General features: G+C 48.7%; 22 protein-coding genes and 1 pseudogene. 2 read left to right on the top strand and 21 right to left on the bottom strand.

Annotated features, from left to right (window positions below):
* Positions 1-143: 143 nt before the first annotated feature.
* The gene (locus tag DW085_RS07020; RefSeq protein ID WP_118491982.1) at positions 144-650 is read left to right on the top strand and encodes a flavin reductase; all 507 of its coding nucleotides are present in this window, start codon (positions 144-146) and stop codon (positions 648-650) included.
* Positions 651-835: 185 nt separating this feature from the next.
* Here DW085_RS07020 and nadA read toward each other — a convergent pair whose 3' ends face one another.
* The 15 genes and pseudogenes from nadA to dctP all read right to left on the bottom strand — a co-directional run bounded on the left by nadA (position 836) and on the right by dctP (position 16,750).
* A complete protein-coding gene (gene nadA / locus DW085_RS07015; protein WP_118492019.1) occupies positions 836-1,747 on the bottom strand; it encodes a quinolinate synthase NadA in 912 nt (303 codons plus the stop codon).
* A gap of 467 nt (positions 1,748-2,214) precedes the next feature.
* Complete coding sequence (locus tag DW085_RS07005; RefSeq protein ID WP_118491978.1) at positions 2,215-2,865, bottom strand: hypothetical protein; 651 nt, start codon at positions 2,863-2,865, stop codon at positions 2,215-2,217.
* Between the two features lie 427 nt (positions 2,866-3,292).
* Positions 3,293-3,841 (bottom strand): hypothetical protein, encoded by a 549-nt coding sequence (locus DW085_RS06995; protein WP_118491975.1) that lies wholly within the window; start codon positions 3,839-3,841, stop codon positions 3,293-3,295.
* Positions 3,842-5,386: a DNA methylase gene (locus tag DW085_RS06990; RefSeq protein WP_117796437.1), complete on the bottom strand. Its 1,545-nt coding sequence runs from the start codon at positions 5,384-5,386 to the stop codon at positions 3,842-3,844.
* Positions 5,387-5,814: 428 nt separating this feature from the next.
* Positions 5,815-7,419, bottom strand: coding sequence for a phosphoenolpyruvate carboxykinase (ATP) (pckA, locus tag DW085_RS06985; protein WP_107000134.1), 1,605 nt, complete (start codon positions 7,417-7,419; stop codon positions 5,815-5,817).
* 388 nt (positions 7,420-7,807) lie between these two features.
* The gene (locus DW085_RS06980) at positions 7,808-8,368 is read right to left on the bottom strand and encodes a glycerol-3-phosphate responsive antiterminator (RefSeq protein ID WP_107000135.1); all 561 of its coding nucleotides are present in this window, start codon (positions 8,366-8,368) and stop codon (positions 7,808-7,810) included.
* 1 nt (position 8,369) lies between these two features.
* On the bottom strand, positions 8,370-9,182 hold the full coding sequence (locus DW085_RS06975) for an HAD-IIA family hydrolase (protein WP_022359841.1): 813 nt from the start codon (positions 9,180-9,182) through the stop codon (positions 8,370-8,372).
* A 220-nt stretch (positions 9,183-9,402) separates the two neighbouring features.
* Complete coding sequence (locus DW085_RS06970) at positions 9,403-9,765, bottom strand: DUF1667 domain-containing protein (protein ID WP_117796435.1); 363 nt, start codon at positions 9,763-9,765, stop codon at positions 9,403-9,405.
* Positions 9,765-11,030 carry an FAD-dependent oxidoreductase gene (locus DW085_RS06965; protein ID WP_118491973.1) on the bottom strand — a complete coding sequence of 422 codons (1,266 nt, stop codon included), beginning with the start codon at positions 11,028-11,030 and terminating at the stop codon, positions 9,765-9,767. Before DW085_RS06965 ends, DW085_RS06970 begins: the two co-directional genes overlap by 1 nt.
* A gap of 2 nt (positions 11,031-11,032) precedes the next feature.
* On the bottom strand, positions 11,033-12,472 hold the full coding sequence (locus DW085_RS06960) for an NAD(P)/FAD-dependent oxidoreductase (RefSeq protein ID WP_117796434.1): 1,440 nt from the start codon (positions 12,470-12,472) through the stop codon (positions 11,033-11,035).
* Positions 12,473-12,597: 125 nt separating this feature from the next.
* On the bottom strand, positions 12,598-13,299 hold the full coding sequence (locus DW085_RS06955; RefSeq protein WP_107000139.1) for an MgtC/SapB family protein: 702 nt from the start codon (positions 13,297-13,299) through the stop codon (positions 12,598-12,600).
* A gap of 198 nt (positions 13,300-13,497) precedes the next feature.
* On the bottom strand, positions 13,498-14,808 hold the full coding sequence (locus tag DW085_RS06950) for a TRAP transporter large permease (protein ID WP_181357154.1): 1,311 nt from the start codon (positions 14,806-14,808) through the stop codon (positions 13,498-13,500).
* Positions 14,808-15,308 (bottom strand): TRAP transporter small permease, encoded by a 501-nt coding sequence (locus DW085_RS06945; RefSeq protein ID WP_107000140.1) that lies wholly within the window; start codon positions 15,306-15,308, stop codon positions 14,808-14,810. The genes DW085_RS06950 and DW085_RS06945 overlap by 1 nt, the downstream gene beginning before the upstream one ends.
* 397 nt (positions 15,309-15,705) lie before the next feature.
* Positions 15,706-15,879 carry a hypothetical protein gene (locus DW085_RS19090; RefSeq protein WP_182429748.1) on the bottom strand — a complete coding sequence of 58 codons (174 nt, stop codon included), beginning with the start codon at positions 15,877-15,879 and terminating at the stop codon, positions 15,706-15,708.
* A pseudogene (dctP, locus tag DW085_RS06935) lies at positions 15,876-16,750 on the bottom strand (TRAP transporter substrate-binding protein DctP). Before dctP ends, DW085_RS19090 begins: the two are co-directional and overlap by 4 nt.
* 496 nt (positions 16,751-17,246) lie before the next feature.
* On the opposite strand from dctP, the gene DW085_RS06930 reads away from it, so the two are divergent.
* The gene (locus DW085_RS06930; protein WP_207663890.1) at positions 17,247-17,849 is read left to right on the top strand and encodes a YcxB family protein; all 603 of its coding nucleotides are present in this window, start codon (positions 17,247-17,249) and stop codon (positions 17,847-17,849) included.
* 213 nt (positions 17,850-18,062) lie between these two features.
* On the opposite strand, the gene DW085_RS06925 is transcribed toward DW085_RS06930, so the two are convergent.
* The 6 genes from DW085_RS06925 to DW085_RS19645 form a co-directional block, all read right to left on the bottom strand.
* Positions 18,063-19,469: an FAD-linked oxidase C-terminal domain-containing protein gene (locus DW085_RS06925; RefSeq protein WP_118491965.1), complete on the bottom strand. Its 1,407-nt coding sequence runs from the start codon at positions 19,467-19,469 to the stop codon at positions 18,063-18,065.
* Between the two features lie 28 nt (positions 19,470-19,497).
* Complete coding sequence (locus DW085_RS06920) at positions 19,498-20,685, bottom strand: electron transfer flavoprotein subunit alpha/FixB family protein (RefSeq protein ID WP_118491963.1); 1,188 nt, start codon at positions 20,683-20,685, stop codon at positions 19,498-19,500.
* A gap of 11 nt (positions 20,686-20,696) precedes the next feature.
* Positions 20,697-21,485 carry an electron transfer flavoprotein subunit beta/FixA family protein gene (locus DW085_RS06915; protein WP_022359830.1) on the bottom strand — a complete coding sequence of 263 codons (789 nt, stop codon included), beginning with the start codon at positions 21,483-21,485 and terminating at the stop codon, positions 20,697-20,699.
* Between the two features lie 203 nt (positions 21,486-21,688).
* Positions 21,689-22,393: an FCD domain-containing protein gene (locus DW085_RS06910; protein WP_118468026.1), complete on the bottom strand. Its 705-nt coding sequence runs from the start codon at positions 22,391-22,393 to the stop codon at positions 21,689-21,691.
* Between the two features lie 74 nt (positions 22,394-22,467).
* The gene (locus DW085_RS06905) at positions 22,468-23,745 is read right to left on the bottom strand and encodes a Wadjet anti-phage system protein JetD domain-containing protein (protein ID WP_118491961.1); all 1,278 of its coding nucleotides are present in this window, start codon (positions 23,743-23,745) and stop codon (positions 22,468-22,470) included.
* Positions 23,746-23,761: 16 nt separating this feature from the next.
* Positions 23,762-24,196, bottom strand: a complete 435-nt coding sequence (locus tag DW085_RS19645) for an SbcC/MukB-like Walker B domain-containing protein (RefSeq protein WP_284525733.1) — start codon at positions 24,194-24,196, stop codon at positions 23,762-23,764.
* Positions 24,197-24,299 lie beyond the last annotated feature (103 nt).

Below are 24,299 nucleotides of genomic sequence, written 5' to 3'. Positions count from 1 at the left end.
GATGTCTCTAACCTTAATTTAAAGACTACCTCTTTTTTTCTCATCTGTCAATGAATTTTCGAAAATATATTTGATTTTCTTCTCTGATAATGGTAAGGTACTCACAGAATAATCAATTCAGACAGGAAAGGAAGGATTTTTCGATGAGCTTCAAAGAAATAAAGCCAGAAGAATTAAATTTTAACCCGTTTACCCGCATCGGTTCCGACTGGATGCTTTTAACCGCCGGCACCGAGGATAAATTCAACACCATGACTGCCAGCTGGGGTGGCGCAGGCGTATTCTGGGGCAAACCGGCTGTTACCTGCTATATCCGTCCCCAGCGCTACACCAAAGAATTTATAGACAAAGAAGAACTCTTCTCCGTCAGCTTCTTAAAAGACGGACACCGCGATGCTCTCAAACTCTGCGGCTCCGTATCTGGCCGTGACCACGACAAAATCAAGGAAGCCGGCCTGACCCCGGTCTTCATCGACGGCGTACCGGCATTTGAAGAAGCTGACACCATCCTCATCTGCCGCAAAATGTACCGCACATCCATGAATCCGGCAGATTTTATCGATAAGGACGCTGACAACAAGTTCTATCCGGAGAAGGACTATCATGATATGTATATTGCGGAGATTGTGAAAGCGGTTGTGGCTGAATAAGCAGAGCCGTTCCATTTAAAATTTAAATCCCACAGGAAATGCCGCTGTCTGGTCTCTAGCTGTGATTGTATGTTTTCCTGACAGGCAATCACAGCCGGAAACGCTGATTTGCAGCATTTTCTGTGGGAATCCTTTGAATGATCCTTTTGGGTCTATTTGTTTATATTGTATCTTTATTTATTCCTTTATTTTGCCAATTCCAGCATCCGCGCCAGCGGACCAACCGCCCTCTGCCGCATCGCCTCATCCATCTCCACTTCCTCTTCTGGATTTTCCAGCGCCCGCAGTACACTGTCCAGATGAATCTTCTTCATATTCGGGCAAAACTGACGGTGACCTACGGAGAAAAACTTCTTCTCCGGGTTCTTCTGCAGCAGTTCATAGAACACACCCATCTCGGTGCAGATCAGGAAGACTTTCTCATCCGAATTCGTCGCATAATCAATAATCTGGGAGGTACTTCCGACAAAATCTGCCAGCTCCAGCACATCGCCGGTACACTCCGGATGCGCCAGCACGACTGCCTCCGGATGCAGCTCCTTTGCTTTCTTTACATCCTCCGCATGAATGCTCTTATGTACATGGCAGAAGCCATCATTGAAAATAAAGTGCTTCTCCGGAACCTGCTTTGCCACAAAACGTCCCAGATTCTCGTCCGGAATAAAGAAAATATCCTTATTCGGCAGTTTTTTCACAATCTTGAGTGCATTCGATGAGGTAACACAGACATCCGATTCTGCCTTGATCTCCGCCATCGAGTTCACATAACAGACTACCGCTACATCCGGGTATTCTTTCCGCACTTCGCGGATCTTCTCCACCTCAACCATGTGCGCCATCGGACAGTCCGCGCTTCGGTCCGCCATGATAACCGTCTTCTCCGGGCTTAAAATCTTCGCACTCTCGCCCATAAATGACACGCCACAGAAAATGATCGTCTTCTGCGGCACCGTCGTCGCCAGCTCCGCCAGATAATACGAATCGCCCACATAATCGGCAATCTCCTGTACTTCCCCATCAACGTAATAATGTGCCAGAATCACGGCATCCTTCTCTTTTTTTAATGTCTCAATCCGCTGCTTTATCTCCTGATCCATCTCTTTTCCCTCTCCTTTTTTCACCGCTCTGTTCACGCTTCCGAATCCCCATCGATTGACAGAAACCATACCATTTTTCCGACAGCTGCGGTTCATTTTCTTCTTTACTATGTATCCGACATCTTTGCCACGCCATATTTCTCTGTCCATATAGCTTCCACACGGTAAACTTCTGTGATTATACCTCTAAGAGAAAAGCTGTGTCAATGAAATTTTGACACTTTTTATTACATCTGTCTTGTCATATAGCAATTCATCTACATACAGACTGAAAGTCTGCTTTTCCGGCGCTTCAACCAGCGCAGCCAATATGCATTTATGCAATTTTTTTGTTTCACAAATGTATTTTACTGTGCAACAAAAAGTCAAACCAAAAATCGGACGGTTTTTCGCTGTGTTTTTCACTGTTCAAACCGTCCGATCTACATGACATATTTATAATTTTATCGCTTTATGCACATCCGCCCTTATTGCTGAAACAGCACCAGTCTCGATACCTTTCCTTCCGCGTCCGCCCAGATCGCGCATTTCTTTCCCGATTCCAGATCGTCTGCGGTCACGATGTTCCGGGTTAAATACGGCAGAATATGTGTCTCAGCGCTGATAGTATAAGTCACGCCATCCTCTGCTTTCACATAGACGGTATCATCATTCTCGGCACTCTTTTTCACCGACTCGATCTCTGTGTAAACCGGCACGGCGCTCACATCGGTTACATGGACGAAGAAGAGCTGTCCGTTCGTGATAGGCGGCTCGCTCATCGTCATCGCCTCCCCGATGTAGGCATATACAACGGTTCCCGTCTCCTCCTCGGTCATATCGACCGGATTGCCTGTCTCTGCGTCAAAAATCGGCGTTTCCGGTGAAAATGTGATCACCATCTCGCCGGCACTGCTGATTCCCGACTGATTGTCGATCGTGACGGAATCGCTGGTAACCTCCGAAACCGGACCATAAACACAAATAGTTTCCGCTGCAGTGGCCTCCCCAGCTGCCTCCGTATCTTCGACAACCGGCTTTGTCTCCTCATCGCCCGCTTTTGCACTGGAAGCGCACCCAAGCGCACCTACCGACAGTGCTGCACAAATCCCCGCAATATATAACGATTTTTTTTTCATAATTTGAATCTCCTTCCGACTGTTCTTATGCCTGCTCCCTATCTGTTCCCAGGGACTTCTCTGAAATTTTTCAAAACTTCCCAGGCACTTTTTAGTTTCTAAAACCAGTGAAATATTTTTCTCTATGCTCTGTATTCAGCTCTTCTATCTGGTTTTCTCTGTTCTAACAGTCTACCCTATTTCACCCAAAAGTAAAAGTGCTTTTTTCTTACGGATTTCTGATATTTTATTACTGTTCATGCATACGTGCCCAGTAACGGAATTTGCCGTGGCTTCGCATTTAAATACGGCAAATTCCTGCTGCCACCGCGTTTTCTTACGGCACTTTCGGTTCCAAAAGTGCCTACCCGTAAACAGTAACGATATTTTCCTTTGCCGGTCAGGAGGTCCATACAAAGCTTCAGCAACTGTGCTGCCATGTAACATTTCACTCCACTTCCTCTTCTATCAGCTCCACACGGCAGATCTGTGGAAAATTTACCGCGATCTCCCCGCCTATATTTTCAAGTCCAGGCTGATTTCCACTCCTTATTTCCGCCAACCACAAAACTTGCCGGTAATGGTCGATTTTCTTCAAGCGTCCTGTTGCCGTTCGATAAGTACCGCCCTCCTTGTGCACGTCCGGCTGAAACCAGGTCACAGAAAGCCGAACTGTCTCGCCACGCATCAGCTGCTCCTCCGCTTCCACAAGCGTCTGATTGATCATCTCACGCACGCTGTCATCCAGATCGATCTCCCGCTCGGTCAGACGCGCCTCCTCCTCTACCGCCTCCTCATAGCCATTCAGTGCGGCAAACGAGGCGAACTGCGCCGCCCGGTCCTCCACCGGCATCCGTGCATGGCGCAAGGGAAATGGGTAAGAATGACCGAGGATATCGCCGTAGCGGCGCTGGGCGTCACTTTCCTGCCCTTTTTGGGTTTGGCTTCGTCCACCTTTTAAGTTTTCAAATTCATTCACTCTATATTGATCTTCCATCTATGCCTGATGCCCCCCGATCTGCCCGTTCCGCTCCTTGGCGGTCGCGCCTTCCTCAAAGTTCATCCCGCGCAGCACCGCATTTTTTCCATATTTTTTCTTGATCGTCAGAAGCGCTTCCTGCATCCGGCGCTCCCGCTCGCGTTTTTTCTGTTCTTCCTTCTCTTTTGCTTCCTTTTTTGCGTAATCGGTAAACAAATCAAGCTGTTCAAATGTTTCCTTCTGTTCACGCTCTTTCGCCATTTTCTCATTTACCACATGGCATGCCGAGAGCGACATCCGGCGGATGAGAAGTGCCGGGTTGACAATCTTATCATACAGAGCCGCCATCGCCTCCAGAAGCTCGCTTGAGGACGAAGTCGCACGCGGCAGATTCCACGTTCCATGTGCATGCTTCGGCACACGCCGCCCGTAGCGATCGGTTGTCACCGGTCCCTTGTATACTTTCCGTATCTCCGGGCGGGTCAGGTTTTCGATGTCATATCCGACCGTTAGAACGAGCTGATCGGTCACTAGCCGTTTTTCCACCAGCTCCAGCGAGATCCCGTCAATCATCTCCTGAACCACGATCCGCGCCTTGTCCGCCGTGTACGGACAGTGAAGCACCTGTCCGCAGCCCAGGCTGCTGCTCTGCGGCTTGTACGCCCGTATCTGTGCGATCGTGCACGACTCATAGCCCCACGCATGGTCAATCAGAAGCTCGGCGTTGATGCCGAACATCTGGTACAGCAGTTCCTCGCTGTAAAACTCGCCCGGTTTTCCCAGTGAACAACGCGCAATATCGCCCATTGTCCGAAGTCCCGCCTGCCAGAGTTTCTTCTGATAGCCCGGTCCAACCCGCCAGAAATCAGTCAGCGGCTCATGCGTCCACAAAAGCTCCCGATAACTCTGCTCATCCAGCTCGGCAATCCGCACGCCGTCCTTGTCCGCTTCCACGTGCTTCGCCACAATATCCATCGCCACCTTGCACAGATACAGGTTCGTCCCAATCCCCGCCGTCGCCGTGATGCCTGTTTCCTTTAACACCGTGCGGATGATGCGCTTTGCCAGCTCGCGCGGCGAAACCTTGTAAATTCCCAGATATTCCGTAACATCCATGAATACCTCGTCGATCGAATACACATGGATGTCCTCCGGTGCCACATACCGGAGATAAATCTGGTAGATCTGCGTGCTCCATTTCATATAGTGCGCCATTCTCGGCGGCGCAACCAGATAGCTGACCGCCAGCGACGGATCCGCCTTTAATTCATCATTTCTCCACGATTTATCCCGGAACTGGCGTCCCGGCGCCCGTCTGCGGCGTTCCTCATTGACTTCCCTAATCCGCTGAATCACCTCAAATAACCTGGGACGCCCCGGCACACCATAGGATTTCAGCGGCGGCGATACCGCCAGACAGATCGTTTTCTCCGTCCGCGATGGATTCGCCACGACCAGATTCGTCGTCAACGGATCCAGACCTCGCTCGACGCACTCGACCGATGCGTAGAACGATTTTAAATCAATGGCAATGTACGCGCGCCTGGAAACTGTTTTCTGCATGGCAGGATCCTCCCTTCTCTATGAATTTAAAATTTGAGCGCCACTGGTAAAAAATCATCTCACAAAATCAAGCACAGAAAGATTCCGAGCGTACACATGAAAATCCAGTTAAAAACTCACTAAGTGCTTCTATTATAGCATAACCATCAGCTTCACGAAATACTCAAATCCAAACATGTGTTTTGCAGCAGCAATAAAAATGTGCTTGGCACATCCGGGCGTCTCGCGCGGTCGCTTGCGACATGTTTCTGCTTCGCGCGAGTGTGCATCCTCGCGGAGCGTTTTTGTTTCATAGGATGTAATTTCCTATGAAACAAAAAAACCTCCGGTTCATTCGAATGAGAATCACATTTCTCATCCAAACAAACCGGAGGTTTTCTATCTCACCAAGTTTACCTCTTGGATTTATTTACCATTTATTTCTGGCATTATAACTGCGGACCAGCCTTTACCAGAGCCTTGCCAGCTTCGTTGCCTTCGTATTTAGCGAAGTTCTTGATGAAGCGGCTTGCCAGGTCTTTTGCTTTCTCTTCCCACTCAGCCTCGTTTGCATAGGTATCACGGGTATCCAGGATAGCCGGATCTACGCCCGGAAGCTCGGTCGGTACTTCGAAGTTGAAGTACGGGATCTTCTTGGTCGGAGCCTTCTGGATATCTCCGTTTAAGATAGCATCGATGATACCACGGGTATCTTTGATGGAGATACGTTTGCCGGTTCCGTTCCAGCCTGTATTTACGAGGTAAGCTTTTGCTCCGCTCTTCTCCATTCTCTTAACCAGTTCTTCTGCATATTTGGTCGGATGCAGCTCCAGGAAAGCCTGTCCGAAGCAAGCAGAGAAGGTCGGGGTCGGCTCGGTGATGCCGCGCTCGGTACCAGCCAGTTTTGCTGTAAATCCGGATAAGAAGTAGTACTGTGTCTGCTCCGGTGTCAGGATAGATACCGGCGGAAGTACTCCGAATGCGTCTGCAGACAGGAAGATAACGTTCTTAGCTGCCGGTGCAGAGGATACCGGACGTACAATATTCTGAATATGATCGATCGGGTAGGATACACGGGTGTTCTCGGTTACGCTCTTATCAGCGAAATCGATCTTGCCGTTCTCATCCAGGGTAACGTTCTCAAGCAGCGCATCACGTCTGATAGCGTTGTAGATATCCGGCTCAGACTCTTTATCCAGGTTGATAACCTTCGCATAGCAGCCGCCCTCGAAGTTGAATACACCGTTGTCATCCCAGCCGTGCTCGTCATCACCGATGAGAAGACGTTTCGGGTCGGTAGAAAGGGTAGTCTTGCCAGTTCCGGAAAGTCCGAAGAAGATAGCGGTGTTCTCGCCATTTAAGTCGGTGTTAGCGGAGCAGTGCATAGCAGCGATGCCCTTTAACGGAAGGTAGTAGTTCATCATGGAGAACATACCTTTCTTCATCTCTCCACCGTACCAGGTGTTGATGATAACCTGCTCGCGGCTTGTGATATTGAAGACAACAGCTGTCTCAGAGTTTAATCCAAGCTCTTTGTAGTTCTCAACTTTAGCCTTGGAAGCATTGTATACTACGAAGTCCGGTTCGAAATCAGCCAGTTCTTCGTCGGTCGGAACGATGAACATATTCTTTACGAAATGAGCCTGCCAAGCAACCTCCACAATAAAACGGATCGCCATACGGGTGTCTTTATTTGCGCCGCAGAAAGCATCTACTACAAACAGTCTCTTGTTGGAGAGCTCTTTTAAAGCGATATCCTTTACTGCGCTCCAGGTCTCTTTGGATGCTACATGGTTGTCGTTCTTATACTCGTCTGAAGTCCACCATACTGTGTCCTTAGAGTTCTCATCCATAACGATGAATTTGTCTTTCGGGGAACGTCCGGTATAAATACCTGTCATAACGTTTACTGCACCAAGCTCGCTGACCTGACCTTTTTCATAGCCCTCCAGCTCCGGTTTGGTTTCTTCTTCAAACAGCATCTCATAAGAAGGGTTGTAAACAATCTCCGTTGTTCCTGTGATTCCGTACTTGCTTAAATCGATCTTAGCCATCTTAATACCCCTTTCCTGTTATCCGGCGGCTCCCGTCTGTGTGAAATTGTCAGCTTCGCTGACCAGAATCATGCGCTAAGTCTCACGGACGTTCGACTTAAATTTTGTCTGACATTTCTCACCGAACCGGGGATTTCAGTGTCCCCCACTGTACATGTGTATAGTTTGCAACCGCTTTACCTTTTCACGGTTCTTATATTTTGTACAATGCGAAAACTCGCCTTTTCTTCTCTTTATCTATTTTTACCAAAAGAGATTACTTCATCATTCTAATGCATTCATGGTAAAAAATCAAGCGAAATCGCGAAATGATTGATATTTTTTTATCAATTTCATTATTTCAAATATATCTGTCACTCACAGCGTCTAAATCGTTTAAGTTTTAAAATCACACGTACCACACCGCTTCATTCGTCGCTGAAATGGCATCCGTACCCGCCTCAAAGGCCGCCATCACATCTTTTTTGTCAGACAGCAGTCCCCCGGCGATCAGCGGAATATCGGTGTACTCGCGCATGATCTTAAGAATCTTCGGCATCACCCCCGGCATGATCTCGACTGCATCCGGTCGGAACATTTCGATCTGTTTTTTCAATGTATCGAGTGCGATCGAATCCACAACAAAGGTTCTCTGGATCGCATAAAGTCCCATCTCCTTCGCGCGCTCCACCAGTGTATTTTTTGTGCTGATAATACCGTCCGCCCGCGTATTGTGGGCGATAAAATCGACCGCCACCCTCTTGGTGCTCAGTCCCTGGATCATATCCACGTGGACGATCGCCACCTTCCCGGCGTCCTTGATGCGCGCTACAATCTGATCAATATCACAGATCGTGCCAAACAGCACAAATACTACCTTACATTCAGATTTAAGACTTTTTTCCAGCCCTTCCCAGCTCTTAATCGCTGCGATTATCGGAGATTCCTCCAGTAATTCAAGCATTGTCATTCTATGCTTCCTCTTCTCTCATAGTCTTGAGTATTTCTCCCATCTCTTTCAGCCCTGTGAAAATCGCATCCGGCACGACATCCGCCTTCGGTACATCCTCCAGCTTCGTCTCGCCGGTCAGCACCAGGATTCCGTGTGCCCCATTTACCACGCCGGTTTTCACATCCGTGTAGATCCGGTCGCCGACAAACGACATTGCCTCGCGCTTTGCCCCGGTCATCTCCAGAACCATATCCACGGTCTCCTTGAATGGTTTTCCGACATACTTCGGCTCCTTTCCGGTCGATAAGGAGATTGCCGCGCACATTGCGCCGCAGTCCGGGATAAAACCATCCTTCGTCGGGCAGTTGATATCCAGATGCGTTGCCAGGAACACAGCGCCGTTGCGGATATACGTGCAGGCACGCTCCAGCTTCTCATAGGTCAATGTCATATCAAAGCCAATCACGACCACATCCGGCATCTCCCTTGTCAGAAGAATGCCATTTTCACGGAAATTCTCCTCCAGGTCCGGCGTTCCCACCAGATAGACTTTCTTTTCAGGATAATACTCTTTCAGATACTGAATCATCACATCCCCGGATGTAATGATCTGATTTCTTTTAATATAACACCCCATTTTTGCCAGTTTGTCAATATATGTTTTCGGAGATTTCGACGAATTATTCGTAAAAAACACATATCTCTTCCCTGCTTTCTTCACTTCCTCCAGGAAATCCAACGCCCCGTCGAGCACATCCGTATCCAGATAAAACGTCCCGTCCATATCGAGGACAAACAGCTCTGTCTCCTTTAAAATTTCACGTTTTTCCATGCCTCTCTCCTTGTAATTTATCTCTGTAAATATGTACCTGTAAAAAAGATTTTCTTCAAAACAACTTTATCCAATCCTGCCCAAATATGCAAGCAGGTTTTTCATATATTTCAATTTCAAAAATGGGAAGCTGCACAAACTTTTTCTATGAGTCTGTACAACCTCCCATCTCTCATCCTATATTCTGTGTCGGGGCTGTCGGTGTCACCTTCACGATTCCTTACGCCCGCTCTACATTCTTGCTCGCCACAACTGCAATCCCAGTTCCAGCGCAGTCATCAATGATCACATCCCCGATATGCACCGGAGCAGCCACCTTCACGGCGCGGATCTCCTTCATGCAATCAAAGATTTTGCCCTTCGGGATATCCGAAGCCGTCTTGACCGCTGTTCTCTCGATCGTGCCGCCCTCGACGCGTACCGTTGAGGTAACGATTCTCGTCGGATTGGTTACCTCTTTCTTTGCATACGCCTCGCCGCGCGGGCATGTATTTCCTTCTACCTTGATCTCGTCATTTCCCATCGTCACAGTGAGCTGACAGCCCAGCGGACATCCGATACAGGTCAGTTCTCTTACTTCCATCACTCATCCACCTCCGTGCAAATGGTTATTTCTTTCAGATCCGGATATTTCTCCAGACTTTCCTTCGTCAGGATTACCTGCTCCATCTCACCCGGTGCCAGCACGCGTTTTTTGCGGCTGCTCACACGCTCTCCGTCAAAATAAACGGAAATGCTGCGGTTTTTATAAACATCTGCCACACGGAAACGAACCGTCAGCTTGTCTGCCATCGCCTCGGTATCGATCGACTGCGGTACCGTGTAGCGGACGCCATTTTCTGCCTTGAGTGTCACGCTGTGACCTTTCTTCGTCTCGCCGGATTTCACATATTTCGCTGCGTTCTGTCCTGCCAGCGCTGCCTCCTCGGATACATAGTCAACCAGATCATGTACATGAAGCACGTTGCCGCAGGCAAATACACCCTCGATGCCTGTTTCCAGACGGTCATTGACCATTGGGCCGGAGGTAACCGGGTTCATCGCCACGCCCATATTTCTCGTCAGCTCATTCTCCGGAATCAGACCACAGGATAACAGAAGCGTATCACAGTCATAGTGCTCTTCGGTACCCGGAATCGGTTTGCGGTCCGGTCCGACCTGTGCCAGCGTAATGCCTTTCACGCGCTCTTTTCCCTCGATATTCACAACCGTATGGCTTAACTTCAACGGAATATCAAAGTCATTTAAGCACTGTACGATATTTCTCTTCAGACCGCCCGAATACGGCATCAGCTCCGCTACAACCTTAACCTTTGCGCCCTCCAGTGTCATACGTCTCGCCATGATCAGTCCGATATCGCCGGAACCGAGGATGACAACCTCTTTACCGACCATATGTCCCTCGATGTTCATGAGACGCTGTGCCGTACCAGCAGTGTAGATACCTGCCGGACGATACCCCGGAATGTTCAGGGCGCCTCTCGGACGTTCGCGGCATCCCATCGCCAGGATAATCACTTTTGCCTTGATGAGCTCCAGTCCCTCGCTGCGGCTTACGACTGTGATCTCTTTGTCTTTATTGATATCCAGTACCATGCTGTTTAAGCGGTACGGAATTTCCAGCTTTTTCACTTCTTCCTCATAACGTGCCGCATACTCCGGTCCGGTCAGTTCTTCTTTAAAGGTATGAAGACCAAAACCATTGTGGATACACTGATTTAAGATACCGCCCAGCACGCTGTCGCGCTCCAGAATCAGAATATCCTCTGCGCCGCTTTTCTTTGCCGCTGCTGCCGCTGCCAGTCCAGCCGGACCTCCGCCGATAATTACAATGTCACGCTGAATCATGGTTATGCCTCCTCACCTTTTATCATTTCGGAACCTTTGCGGTTTTTGCAGATCTCTGTGATCGGGATTCCCGTCTCACGGGAGAGAATTTCCATCGCTCTCGGAGTGCAGAAGCCTGCCTGACACCGTCCCATACCCTGACGGACGCGCCGTTTGATGCCATCCATCGAGCGTGCGCCGAGTGTACGGGTGATCGCATCCACGATCTCCCCCTCGCTGATTGTCTCGCAGCGGCAGACGATTGCGCCGTATGCCGGGTTCTTGCGGATCAGTTCTGCGCGTTCTTCCGTATTTAAACGTGCTGCTTTCACGATGCCCTTGCGGATCGGATTGAAATTCGGATTCTTGCCAAATCCAGCTTTTTCCTCGATCATCCCAGCCAGATATTCACCGATCGCCGGTGCGCAGGAAAGTCCCGGAGACTCGATTCCGGCTGCATCAAAGAAGCCCGGTGCGTCCTCCGCCTCACCGATGATGAAATCATCGCCGTCCTCATGGGCACGCAGGCCGGAGAAGGAAGTGATGACCTGACGGAACGGAATGTTGTTGACACTCTTGGCTGCCTTCTCACATGCCTCTGCCAGTCCCTCGGCGGTCGTGTAGGTTCCGTCCTTATCTTCCTGATCCACCGCGGTCGGTCCGACTAAGAGATTTCCGTGAATCGTCGGGCTGACGAGGATTCCCTTGCCATACTTGCCCGGAAGCTGGAAGACAGTCGCTGATACGTGGTTGCCTGCCTCTTTATCGAGCAGGCAGTACTCGCCGCGGCGCGGCACAATGTGAAGCTTCTTTTCCGAAACCATGTTGTGGATCTCGTCAGAATACACGCCGGCTGCGTTCACGACATATTTTGTCTCGAAGACACCGTTGTTGGTTATCACACGGTATCCTTCTGTCGTTTTTTCAACTTTTTCTGCTTTTGTGTTGAATACAAATTCAACGCCGTTATCACAGGCATTCTCTGCCAGCGCGATCGTCAGACCAAATGGACATACGATGCCGCCAGTCGGTGCATAGAGCGCTGCCACAACCTCCCCGCTGACGTTCGGCTCCATCTTGCGGACCTCATCGCCGGTCAGAATGGAAATATCCGGCACACCGTTTGCCACGCCTCTCTCATAGAGTGCCTGCAGCGCCGGGAGGTCCTCCTGCGCGAAGCAGAGTACCAGGGAGGAATTCCGCTTGAAATCAAAATCGAGTTCTTTGGATAAATCTCCCATCATGGCGTTGCCTTTTACATTGAGCTTTGCTTTTAAAGAACCTGTCTTTGCGTCATAGCCCGCATGGACGATAGCACTGTTTGCCTTCGATGTGCCGGAGCAGACATCCTCTTCTTTTTCCAGAAGCACGGTGCGGCACTCATATTTCGAAAGCGCTCTGGCGATGCTGCTGCCGATGACGCCACCTCCGATAATCACTACGTCGTATGTATTTCCGTTCATACTGTGATCCTCCATTATTTATACTAAATGTTTTCTTGCTCTCGTTTCAACTATCCTGTTTGTTTAGACAATTCATCCTATTTCTGCTGCATTTCGTGCGTAAGCCCATCTGAACCCTTTAGCTGCTACAGCTCCTCTGCAAACCGGATCTCCTCCATCGCCTGAATATCGCTCAGAAGTGTTTTTCGAAGCGACTTGTCCTGCACTTCCACCGACATCGTCGCGGAGGGACCCTCGCCCTTTAACTTATTCTTGGCAATATCAAAAGACACGATTTTCACATTCTTAGAACGCATGGTATCCATGAACGCCCCAACACACCGGCTGCTGGTAAATTCCAGATAGAAATCGAACACCTTTGCATGCTCATGAATCATTGTATCCACACGTGTCAGGAGCTTCAAGGTAACCGCAATCAGAATCAGACCGTAAACCGCACCGTCCACAAATCCGATACCGGCTGCCAGTCCTTCACAGGCGCAGACCCAGAGACACGCCGCTGTAGTCAATCCACGCACCTGATTACGCCCGGTTACCATGATCGTGCCAACCCCTAAAAATCCGACACCGCTGATAACCTGCGCGCCCATCCGCGCCATGTCCGCTTTTGCAGATGGAAATGTCCGGAACATATATTCACTCGTCAACATGACAAGCGCTGAACCCAGGCAGACCAGCACATGCGTCTTGATGCCCGCACCGCGCCGTTTCAGGCCACGGTCAATTCCAATGAACATTCCCACCGCCAGCGAAAACAGCAGGCGAATCCAGATGCCGACCGCTGTCCAGGTCGCCGCCGTCTCCACAATCCATTTCCAAACTGCCATTTTTTCTCCCTCTGCAAGCCCGTAAAGCTTCTAGAACACAGCTCTTTTTCGCTCCACAAGACTCTTCCATGACCGATACCGGTATCTTTTATGGAACAAAAAAGAGCAGAAAGCATCCGTATTTCTACGTTTGCCTTTCTGCTCTTAATCTCACAGGCTTTATTATATCCAATTTATTAACGTTTTGTCAATCTGTTTCTATGCTGCGCCGTACAGAAGATCCGGTACACATGTAATTAAGAACGGGCAGAAGGTCAGAAGCAGAAGAACAACCAGAAGGGACACGATAAATGGCCATACTTCCTTCAGGAACTCACTGATCGGACATCCCGTGATACCACAGGTCGTGAACATCATCGAACCGAACGGAGGTGTAATACCACCGATCATGATGTTAACGATCGCTACCAGTCCAAAGTGGTAATCATTGATTCCAAGCTGTCTTGCAACCGGAAGCAGCAGAGGTGTAATAATCATCAGCGCCGCGCCGCCTTCCAGGAACATACCCATAATCAGAAGAATTACGTTGCATGCCATAAGGAACAGCCACTTGTTGGTTGTCAGGCTTAACATACCAGTTGCCACGACTCTCGGCAGGTTAATCCAGGTCATGTAGTAACCGAATACATTCGCTGCAACCATGATCAGGACAACGCTGGAAGTACCGGCGATACTGTCAAGCAGGATCGGAACCAGATGCTCTTTCAGGGATAGTTTCTTGTAAACGAAACGTCCGATAATAATACAGTAAAGAACGGCTACCGCACCGCCCTCAGACGGGGTAAACATGCCAAAACGCATTCCCAGGATGATACCAAATGGGAAGAACAGACCCCAGAAAGAGGTAATACCCTGTTTCACGATCTCTTTCAGAGACGGGAATTTTTCACGGGTGGTCGGGTAGTTTCTCTTATGTGCAATAATCGAAACAACGATCATCATCGAGATTGCCATCAGAATACCCGGAATATAACCAGCCGCAAACGTACGACCCAGGGAAATCTGTGCAATCAGTGTAAAAACGATCAGGTTTACTCCCGGCGGAATAACCGGTGTAGCAGCCGAGGAAGCCGCTGTGATCGCTGCGGAGAACGCCTTGGAGTAACCTCTCTTCTCCATCTCCGGAACCAGCATCTTGGACTGCATCGCACAATCTGCGTTGGCCGAACCGGAGCATCCGCCCATCAGCATACTAAGTACTACGTTTACCTGTGCCAGACCGCCTTTCATATGACCGGTCAGCACTTCCGCGAAATCCATCATCTTGTCACTGATGCCGCCGTAGTTCATGACGGAACCAGCCATAACGAAAAATGGAATCGCTAACATCGAGAACGACTGTGTAGAGGTCATAACCTTCTGTAAGATCAGCCAGTTTTTACTGGTTGTATCAATAAATGTAAAATAAAAGAAGGTTGAACCAAACAGTGCATATACAATCGGCATTCCCAGGAAATAGAGAATAAATACCATAAAAATCGGAACGAGTTCAATTAATTCGAGTCCCATCAGTTATTTCCCCCTTTCCCTTTAAATACCTTGATAATATCCTTAACCAAAAAGTAAATACAGAAAATCAGTGAAAGCCCAAATCCGATCGGAACCGCGCCGGAAATATACCAGCTCGGAACACGCAGCGTATTCGTCAGCTTATCCATCGTGTTCATCACATACTGGACGCTTGTTCTGGTCAGCATAATCAGAGTAACAAGCTCCAGAAGATCCATAATAACCTTAACAACTTTTCTTATCTTCTCCGGAAGAATGTTGATCAGGATGTCTACGCCCAGATGTGCGTGCTTACGGTACGCATATGCGCTTCCAATAAAGACGGTCCAGACGAAGAGCCCCGTAGCGACCTCTTCCGACCAATACAACGGTCTTTTCAGGAAATAGCGCATAAGGACGTTTGCGTTTACAACGATTGTACAGAGTGTCAGTGTCACGCAGGTAATAATTGCATCCAGGTTTACCAGCACCGACCCCAGTGTGATTTTTTTCTTTTCCATAGTCTATCCTCATGCATTCATAATGGCAGTCAGTTTTGCATAACCGACGACTGTTCTGTCATACAGCCATCTTTCCAGCAGTTGTAACTGTTCAGTACCTTCACAGTCACGCGCAAAAATCCATTAAAAATTGCCTACGGCAATGGGATTTTTGCCTGCTGGCCCATGTTTTCGTACGGTCAGCGCAGTAAATGCGCAGACCTACTGAACAGTTACCAGCAGTTTCATATTTCCGGCACTATACGTTTGTCGGAAGTCTGCCCGGACCTCAGACAATCTTCTTTGTTCTGACAGCCCGGGCAGATATACTTTCTTCTCCGCAGCGGTTCTGATAACCGTTACGTTTTACCATTTCATAATTGCTTTAAAATACTGTATTTGTTCGGAACAATCTACATTATTCGTTCTTTGCACGGTAGTCATTCAGGAAATCAACCAGTTTCTGATGAAGTTCCGGATCTGCGCCGTACTCGTCTACGATCCAGTCATAAACCGGAGCACAAGCCTCTGTGAATGCGTCAATATCTACATCGTTCCACTCAACGCCTTTGTCTTTCAGGAACTCGATCATGGAGCTTCGTCGTTTTCAGCATTTTCCTGCTCCCACTTACCAGCTTCTACACAGCACTCATCCAGGATGTTTCTCCATTTTTCCGGGATGGACTGATATACGTCCTCAGCCATGAATAACCAACGGGTTGCGATGAAGTGGTTCGTGTTTGCAACTTTCTTGGTGTACTCATAAGCACCTGTATCCTTCAGGGTGGAGATGGAACCTCGAAACCATCAACAACACCACTGGACATAGCAGATAAGCACTCCGTAAAGCTCATTGCAGACGGGGTAGCACCCAGACAGGTAATCGTCTTAACAAACAGCGGAGACTCGGTCGAACGCATGATCAGACCATTTAAGTCAGCCGGTTTCTCAACTACCTTGTTCGTACATACGCTTCTGAATCCGAACGAATAATGTGTATCCAGAACGTGGATGTTGTGCTCGCTTGCCAGTTTTGCATTCAGATCTTTTACAATATCAGAATCCATCACTGCATTGTACTCTGCATTGTTCTTGTAAAGCATCGGTCCAACTAATACGTTGTAATCGCCGATGTAATCAGCAAAGTAGGACGGCTCCTCCAGACCCATCCAGACAGCGCCGTTGTGTGCCTGTGCTACAGACTCCGCGTAGCAGTCAAGCTGGTTCTGTCCGTAATACTCCAGAGTGATATGACCATCGGTCTTCTCTTTTACCAGGTCTGCCAGATATTCGCTGGCTTTGTAGTTCCACTCTGCCGGCTGAAATACGTTGGAAAACTTGATGGTGATGTAGTAATCATCTGCAGATGCCTCGTCACCTGCTGCCGTTCCTGCGTCTGCTGCCTTTGTGTCAGTCTTTGTGTCAGTCTTTGCGCCGCTGCCGCCGCAGGCCGCCAGGCTCATCGCCATCGTCGCTGCCAGTACTACTGATAATACTTTTCTCATACGTTTTCTCTCCTTCTTCTTAACCTCCCCCAGTCATCTTTCTGACCGGTTCATCAACAGTTTCTACTACTTTCTAAATAAATTACCATTTCAGCATTTAGGCAAAAAAATAGCACCATTTAAAAAAACAGTCTTTTCCAGCTGTTTCTAACCATGGCGCATCTCTTCGTCTCTGCTTTTGGTCCTTTATTCATCTTTTACCTAATTTTAACACTTATTTTACGATTAGGCAAGCTATTTTGTCGAAATTATATAATTTTTTCTCGATTTTAGTCGATTTTTGTGTGATATTTTTGTAACAATCTTGTTTATTTTTTATCAACATTACAGATTTAACAGATCCAGTTGCGGAAACAGGGAAGAAACAGTATACTACTTCTTAAGATATTTTCTATGCTTCTATATACTGTTTTTATATAGGTGATGATTGATTTTTTATATGAAAGGGCTTACCATGATTTACTATAAGATAGAAATTCACCACAACGAAAAAACCTTCGAATCCCTGTCCCGGATGCAGTACGATCTCTTCTGCGCTTCCAACCGGATCACGCGGACAATTTTAAGCATCCTGTTCATCGCCGGAGGTATCATCAATCTAAGCGAGTGGTGGGGCATCCTCTTAGCCGCCTACGGCTGCTATCTGACGACCAGCACCTACAGCTCCGCCAACCACACCGCCCACAAGCTCGCCGAACAGATCAAAAAAAGCGGCATGCCGTTCCCGGCGTCCCGCTATGAATTCCGTGAAAATCATCTGGAAGTCTATTCTCTTCCGAAAAACACCCGCGAAAGCACACTGGCTTACAATGAATTTGAAAAGCTGGGTGAGGACCGCGATTATTTCTATCTGTTCCGCGATTCCTACGGCGGGTATATGGTGCCGAAAAAGGGGATTGACGCAAGCGCGGGGTCCCGTTCAAATTCGGATGAGAGCCAGAATTTGAAAGCAATTGGCGCGTTTCGGGAATTTTTGGAAAATAAGAGTGGGAAACGGATTTACAGGAAGACGATTCCGCTGGTTCGGGTGATGCAGGCGTTGAAGAAGAAAAGATAGGTCGATAGATATAAACTATAAAATAGTTCAACAACTATAAAAAGCCACGATTTGAACTCTTTGATTCAGATCGTGGCTTTCTCAAAAACCTGCTGTTCTATTCTGTTTTTCTGCCAAAAATCTTCTGCAGTTCCTAGAATCAGCCTTACCGCGTGGTGCTCAAACGTTTTTGCAACACTTGTGGCTAAAAAATATCAATGCAGTTATTTTCTTCTATCTCTGCGCCACCTTATGCGGATTCAGAATATTCTTCGGATCAAACACTTTCTTGATTCCGTTCATCAGATCCAGGTTCTTCTCCGGCAGGGATTCTCTTAAATACGGCTTTTTCGCATATCCGATGCCGTGCTCGCCGGACACCTGACCTTCGAGTTCATGGGCCTTCTGATAGATCTTCTCCATTGCAGCAGACATCCGTTTTTCCCACTCTTCATCACTCAAATCGTCTTTCAGGATGTACGCGTGCAGATTTCCGTCGCCCGCATGACCGAAGCTCTTGATACGGATATCAATCTCATTGTGGAGATCGTGCAGATACGTTACCATCTCATTGACGCGACTTCTCGGAACAACCATATCGACCTCATCCATGTAAGTCGTGGATCCCTTGATTGCCTCCAGGAAAGCGCCTCTGGCTTTCCAGATGGATTCCTCACGCTCCTGGGTATCGCAAATCAGCACGTCCAGTGCGCCCTGTTCCAGGCAGAGTTTGGCCACCTTGTCATACGCTTCTTCGATCTCCTGGGTGGAATTACCATCAAATTTCAAAAGCAGATACGCATCCGACTGTTTATCCGGGAACGCTTTTCCTAAATACTCCTCGGCGTCTTCAATCACTTCCCGCTGCATGAACTCGATCGCGGTCGGGATCGTCTTAGATTTGATGATAACCGGGACGGTGTCGATCGCCTGTTTCAGTGTTGGGAACGGGATCAGAAGGCTGATGACACGCTTCGGAAGCGGCAGAAGCTTTAAGATCGCCTTGGTAATAAAGCCAAGAGTTCCCTCGGAACCAATAATCAGATCTTTCAAGTCATAGCCTGAACTATTCTTTACGACTTTGCCTCCAAACTGAGTGATCGTGCCATCCGGCAGAACCACTTCCAGCCCCATGACATAGTCTCTCGTCACACCGTATTTGACCGCACGCATACCGCCCGCATTCGTGCTGATGTTGCCGCCGATGGTCGCTGATTTCTCACCCGGATCCGGCGGGTAGAAGAAATCGTGATCTTCTACATAGGCGGACAATTCCATCAAAAGGACGCCCGGTTCCACCGTGACCGTCAGGTTTTCCTCGTCCAATTCGAGAATCTGGTTCATCAGGGTGGTATCGATCATGATGCCATGTTCCATCGGAACCGAAGAACCAACCAGACCCGTTCCGGCGCCCCTCGGTGTCACCGGAATCGTATTTTCGTATGCATATTTCATGATCGCCGCGATCTCTTCGGCTGATTTTGCCTTTACCACCACATCCGGATAACTGCTGGTGCCGCTCAGCTCATCGTGGCTGTACTCTTCATTGATATTTTCACCTACGAGGACACGCTCGTCATCCTGAATTGTGTTTTTTATATATAAAATATCATCTTTATCTATTTTCTTGTAATTTCCCATGATATCCTGCTCTCCTTCCTGTGAATCTTTATCTTCCCATCTCAATCTTCTCAATCAGTCTCGGGAGAATCTCATAGAGATCACCAGTCAGGCAGTAATGTGCCGTCTTGAAAATCGGCGCTTTCGGATCTTTATTGATCGCGACGATCGTCTCCGCGTGATTCATGCCGGCAGTAAACTGGACCGCACCGGACACGCCGCAGGTGATGATGAGTTTTGGGCGGACCGTACGGCCACTCAGACCGATCTGGCACTTGGCATCCAGCCATCCGGCTTCCACCATTGGACGGGTGCAGGCAAGCTGACCTCCCAGCAGATCTGCCAGTTTTTCCAGCATTTTCAAATCTTCCGGCTTCTTCACGCCTCGTCCGGCTACCACCAGGACATCAGCATTTTCGATAAAGGTTTCCTTCGGCTTTTCTACGATATCCAGAACCCTCACGTGGGAAAGCAGTTTTTCCTTCTCAATTGTACAGACCACAATCTCACCGCTCTCTTTCTCGGCACGCTCCGGTGCGTTCATGATCTTATAGCGCACGGTCGCCATCTGCGGACGGTGGTTCGGGGTCTTGATGTGCGCCATGATATTGCCGCCAAAAGCCGGTCGGATCTGGGATAAATCAGTATTTTCATCCATTTCCAGGATCGTACAATCCGCGGTCAGACCTGTCTTCATACGGGCAGCCACACGCGGCGCCAGCTGTCTGCCGACCGTGGTCGCACCGACGAGAATAGACGATGGTTTTACTGTCTGGATGAAGTTTTCAAAAACAGCCGTGTACGGCTCGATCTGGAAACGTGCCAGTTCCGGTGCATCATAGACGAATACTTTATCTACATTATAATGAAGCAGTTCGTGTGCAGCCGCTTCGATTCCATTTCCCATAAACAGGGCGTAAACCGGATGTCCCGTTACCTTGGAAAGTTCTCTCGCTTTTCCAAGAAGTTCCAATGTAACCGGATGCACCTTTCCATCCACGTGATCTACGTAAACGGCAATGCCCTTCCATGCACTCTTATCGACGCTTGGTTTTACCGCGTCTTCTACATATTCAACCGCGCCCTTCGGACCTTTTCTCACGCAGAGACGGCACATTTTACAGGCGGCGCTGATCGTCACCTTTCCGTCCTTTTCTTCCATCGCCCCGAACGGACAGAGCTTGATAAGTTCCTGATTATCCGGGATTTTGTCCTGATGTATGATTAACTCAGCCATGCTTCCACCTCCTACACGAATTTCATATCCACGATCTTCTGATACAGCCGGTCTGCCAGCTCTTCGCCGCTTCCGTCCCACATTTCCTTTTTGTCATTGACAGCCGGTGGAAAAATGCGCTGAACCTGCGTCGGGGAACCATTGAGTCCATAGTGCATCGCGTCTTTATCGTCCATATCCGCCAGGGAAAGAATCCGGATTTCACGGTCTTTCGTGTTCATTTTCCGGACATACGAAGGAAGTCTTGGCTGAAAAATGTCCTTGTCAACGGCTAAGAGACACGGAAACTGCACTTTCGCCACCTCGACCTCTTCCGGCAGATCCATGCTGACGGTGATGCCGTCCTCATCAATCTGATTGATCTTGACAACATCTGCCACACTCGGGATATTCAGCCACTCGGAGATCTCCGGACCAACCTGCGCGGTGTCGCCGTCCGTTGTCTGTTTGCCGCAGAGGATCAGGTCAAAATCGCCGCAGCTCTTGATGCCCTGCGCAAGTGTATAGCTGGTCGCCAGTACATCCGCACCGCCAAATTTGCGATCCGATAAAAGCGTTCCGCCGTCCGCGCCCATCGCAAATGCCTCGCGGATCACCTGCTGCGCCTGCGGCGGTCCCATGGAAATGACGTGAACACTTCCGCCCACTTCTTCCCGGATCCGGAACGCCGTCTCCAGCGCGTACAGATCGTATGGGTTCATCTTCGAAGCCGCGCCGTCTCGTTTCAGCACGCCGGTAACCGGATCGACTTCTACTTTATTGCTTTCCGGTACCTGTTTGATACAGACAAGAATCTTCATTCTGTTTCCTCCTTCATATGGATGCTTTGTAAAAATCTTTAAATGATGGATGCTCTTCAGGTCCTCACAAATTTTAAAGAATTTTTAATCCGCATATTGGTTCTACCAATTTATTGAAAAGAAAAAGAATTTTGGTAGAACCAATTTTCTTTATTCGTTAGTATAGTGGGCTGCGTTCTGGTTGTCAACGATTGTTTATCTTTTCACATAGAATGTGTTTTTTCATTTTTTTCCAAAATTTCATCTATCATCCGGAAATGCCGGTCCAGTGCATCCTTCCCCGCTGCATTATCTTTGTTCCGCAGCGCTTCCGCAATCTGCCGATGACAGAGATTCAGTGCTTCTTTCGCCTCTTTTGTCCGCAGAATTTCCGCGCGCATATTCCGGATGAAGGTATCGATCACGCCGGAACACGCCTCTAAAATATTGAGCAGCAGCACATTTCCCGACGCCTGTGCCAGTGTAAAATGGATCTGTTTATCAATCCGGGCGTTTTCCTGCTCGTCCATGCTCCGGTCAAGACGTTTTACCAGTTCTTCCAGCGCGTCCATCTGGCTCTCCGACGCATGTTCAACCGCCAGGGAAAACGCCTGCTGTTCCAGCGCATAGCGGATCTGGCTGATCTGCTGATAATTAATCTGGGACATCGCAAACATCATCCCCATCGTCTCCGCAATGCTTTTCTGAAATTCACAAGTGATGTAATTCCCCGAGCCCTGCTGGGAGGAAATCACTCCCGTCATATCCATGATCCGCAGCGCTTCCCGGACGGAATTGCGGCTGACTTCCAGCATCTGCGCAATCTCCCGCTCCGGAGGAAGCTTCTCCCCCGGACGCAGCTCGCCCGCCATGATGCGATTCTTGAAATATTCGATGACGCCTTTGTAGGCTTTTTCCTGTTTTTCCATAGACACTGCATTCCTTTCACTTTGTCTTTATCATATCATATATAAAAATCCGGATTGAACCGAAAAGATTCTTTTTACAGAAAACTCTCCAATCTCGTCTCCTGCCAGCTTATAATCTCCTGCTCCAATTTACAGTTGTGCTCCAGCATATACCGCAATATTCCCGCATAGCTGCTGCCCTGTTTTATCATTGCTTCCGCCTTCGCCCGATCGGGTGCTTCCAATGGCTTCGCATATGTCTGAAACCGCTGCAATTCCTGCACACCCATCGCGCACAGCTGAAACGGCAGTCCCGTCTTTCGGATCAGATGCCCCGCGATCGCCAGACCGTCTGGATCGAGATCTCCAAAATGATACCAGGAAAGTCCCGGATTTTCTCTGGCGATCCGCTGCAAAAGCGCCTGTTTCGTGCGGGTATGGTAACCACTCAGAAACAGGTAAAATATATGTTCCCGCTCCAGCCGATGAAACGAGGTCAGATTTTCCACCGTCATCAGCGCCGCATCCCGGATCTGGATGCTTTTTGCCTTCTGGAATGTCTCAAAAGGGATCGACATCGGCAGATCGTGATAAATCCGAAGTTCGCGTCCGTCTTCAAGGCAGATCCGCGCATCCCCTTTCAGATAGATATACGCCGGATTGGAATAAATGTAAAATTCCTCCAGAAGCGCCGTCTGCCGCTCCCGTTCTTCTTCCAGCTCCGCAAGCGGTTCATCATACCGCCCCGTGTGCTCCAAAATTCCACACACCTTTTTCCGGTATATCTTTTCCCACTGTTTACTGTCATGCAGAACTGCCTCTGACATTTCCCGCTCCAGCGTAGTTCTCTGCTTTTCCTGATTTTCTTTTAAAAATTGCACCAGATTCCAGATAGCTTCTGCCTCGGTTATCTCTTTTTCTACCTTCTTTTCATCCAGCTTTCTCGCACGGCTGTTTTTCAGTGTCTGAAGCTTTTCTTTTCCATATGCCTCCAATAAATCGCATTGGCAGAAGCGATGATAAACCTCTTCCAGCCGTTTTTTTAGAATATTCTTTTCTGTCCGGTTCAGGCAGGCATAGTAATCTTCCCAACGTTCCGGGACAGCACAGATCTGACGGAGAATACCAGTATTCGGAGGAACCACATGAATAAGTCCCTCCGATTCCATCTGACGGATCAGTCGTTCAAATTCTTTTTCCTGGAAAAGCTGTTCCGGCGGGAGAAAATCTTTGTTGTAGCCCTTGAAAATATCGGATGGTTTGACCGAAAACACTTGTTTTACCTTGTTTTCACCGGCGTAGGTGACGCTTTTTTCGTATTGATCCAGCAATTTACTTAAAAGCTGTTCTTTCCACTCTTTCCGATCCGCCATTTTTTCTCCTCGTTTCCTATGCCTGCTTCACCAATCCTTCTACCGCATTCGTATACCGTCCTGTCACGATGAGGCTGACGGTTGAATCGATGAACTGACCGATACTGTTGATCTTCTCCGGCGGGGCTGCATAGAATACCTGGAAGTGATTTTCTTCGAAATAACGGACCATCTGCTCGATCCGCTCTCTCGACAATGCCGAGAACGCCTCGTCAATGAATGCCAGACGGGCGCAGCAGGTGTTTGCCGGGTAGCACTGCAAAAGACTCGCCGCCAGAATGATGAAATACGGGGTCTGCTTCTCGCCGTTGCTGGCGGAACCCTGTTTTTTTGATAACTCTGCCGTGATCTCGGTCTGTCCCTGACGGCTGCTGATCTCCATATCGTAAGAGAAATATCTCCTGTAATCCGTGTATTCCCACTCATCTTCTTCCGCCAGAATGATACTCATAAACTCCTGAATATCATTCTCCATCTCCTCGTCGTCGCGCGCCGAATTCATATAGACCTGCGGGGAACTCATATATTTTTCCAGACGCCTGCAGATGCGGAAG

Origin of the sequence: Clostridium sp. AF50-3, from assembly GCF_003477445.1 — a bacterium.
In the GTDB taxonomy this organism is placed as follows: Bacteria; Bacillota; Clostridia; order Lachnospirales; family Lachnospiraceae; genus Otoolea; species Otoolea fessa.
This window is presented reverse-complemented; position numbering and strand designations above follow the sequence as displayed.

Excerpts from the sequence above, each read along its gene's own strand:
- DW085_RS07020 (WP_118491982.1), top strand. The coding sequence starts at position 144 with ATGAGCTTCAAAGAAATAAAGCCAGAAGAATTAAATTTTAACCCGTTT.
- nadA (WP_118492019.1), bottom strand. The coding sequence starts at position 1,747 with ATGGATCAGGAGATAAAGCAGCGGATTGAGACATTAAAAAAAGAGAAG.
- DW085_RS07005 (WP_118491978.1), bottom strand. The coding sequence starts at position 2,865 with ATGAAAAAAAAATCGTTATATATTGCGGGGATTTGTGCAGCACTGTCG.
- DW085_RS06995 (WP_118491975.1), bottom strand. The coding sequence starts at position 3,841 with ATGGAAGATCAATATAGAGTGAATGAATTTGAAAACTTAAAAGGTGGA.
- DW085_RS06990 (WP_117796437.1), bottom strand. The coding sequence starts at position 5,386 with ATGCAGAAAACAGTTTCCAGGCGCGCGTACATTGCCATTGATTTAAAA.
- pckA (WP_107000134.1), bottom strand. The coding sequence starts at position 7,419 with ATGGCTAAGATCGATTTAAGCAAGTACGGAATCACAGGAACAACGGAG.
- DW085_RS06980 (WP_107000135.1), bottom strand. The coding sequence starts at position 8,368 with ATGACAATGCTTGAATTACTGGAGGAATCTCCGATAATCGCAGCGATT.
- DW085_RS06975 (WP_022359841.1), bottom strand. The coding sequence starts at position 9,182 with ATGGAAAAACGTGAAATTTTAAAGGAGACAGAGCTGTTTGTCCTCGAT.
- DW085_RS06970 (WP_117796435.1), bottom strand. The coding sequence starts at position 9,765 with ATGGAAGTAAGAGAACTGACCTGTATCGGATGTCCGCTGGGCTGTCAG.
- DW085_RS06965 (WP_118491973.1), bottom strand. The coding sequence starts at position 11,030 with ATGATTCAGCGTGACATTGTAATTATCGGCGGAGGTCCGGCTGGACTG.
- DW085_RS06960 (WP_117796434.1), bottom strand. The coding sequence starts at position 12,472 with ATGAACGGAAATACATACGACGTAGTGATTATCGGAGGTGGCGTCATC.
- DW085_RS06955 (WP_107000139.1), bottom strand. The coding sequence starts at position 13,299 with ATGGCAGTTTGGAAATGGATTGTGGAGACGGCGGCGACCTGGACAGCG.
- DW085_RS06950 (WP_181357154.1), bottom strand. The coding sequence starts at position 14,808 with ATGGGACTCGAATTAATTGAACTCGTTCCGATTTTTATGGTATTTATT.
- DW085_RS06945 (WP_107000140.1), bottom strand. The coding sequence starts at position 15,308 with ATGGAAAAGAAAAAAATCACACTGGGGTCGGTGCTGGTAAACCTGGAT.
- DW085_RS19090 (WP_182429748.1), bottom strand. The coding sequence starts at position 15,879 with ATGATCGAGTTCCTGAAAGACAAAGGCGTTGAGTGGAACGATGTAGAT.
- DW085_RS06930 (WP_207663890.1), top strand. The coding sequence starts at position 17,247 with ATGATTTACTATAAGATAGAAATTCACCACAACGAAAAAACCTTCGAA.
- DW085_RS06925 (WP_118491965.1), bottom strand. The coding sequence starts at position 19,469 with ATGGGAAATTACAAGAAAATAGATAAAGATGATATTTTATATATAAAA.
- DW085_RS06920 (WP_118491963.1), bottom strand. The coding sequence starts at position 20,685 with ATGGCTGAGTTAATCATACATCAGGACAAAATCCCGGATAATCAGGAA.
- DW085_RS06915 (WP_022359830.1), bottom strand. The coding sequence starts at position 21,485 with ATGAAGATTCTTGTCTGTATCAAACAGGTACCGGAAAGCAATAAAGTA.
- DW085_RS06910 (WP_118468026.1), bottom strand. The coding sequence starts at position 22,393 with ATGGAAAAACAGGAAAAAGCCTACAAAGGCGTCATCGAATATTTCAAG.
- DW085_RS06905 (WP_118491961.1), bottom strand. The coding sequence starts at position 23,745 with ATGGCGGATCGGAAAGAGTGGAAAGAACAGCTTTTAAGTAAATTGCTG.
- DW085_RS19645 (WP_284525733.1), bottom strand. The coding sequence starts at position 24,196 with ATGAGTATCATTCTGGCGGAAGAAGATGAGTGGGAATACACGGATTAC.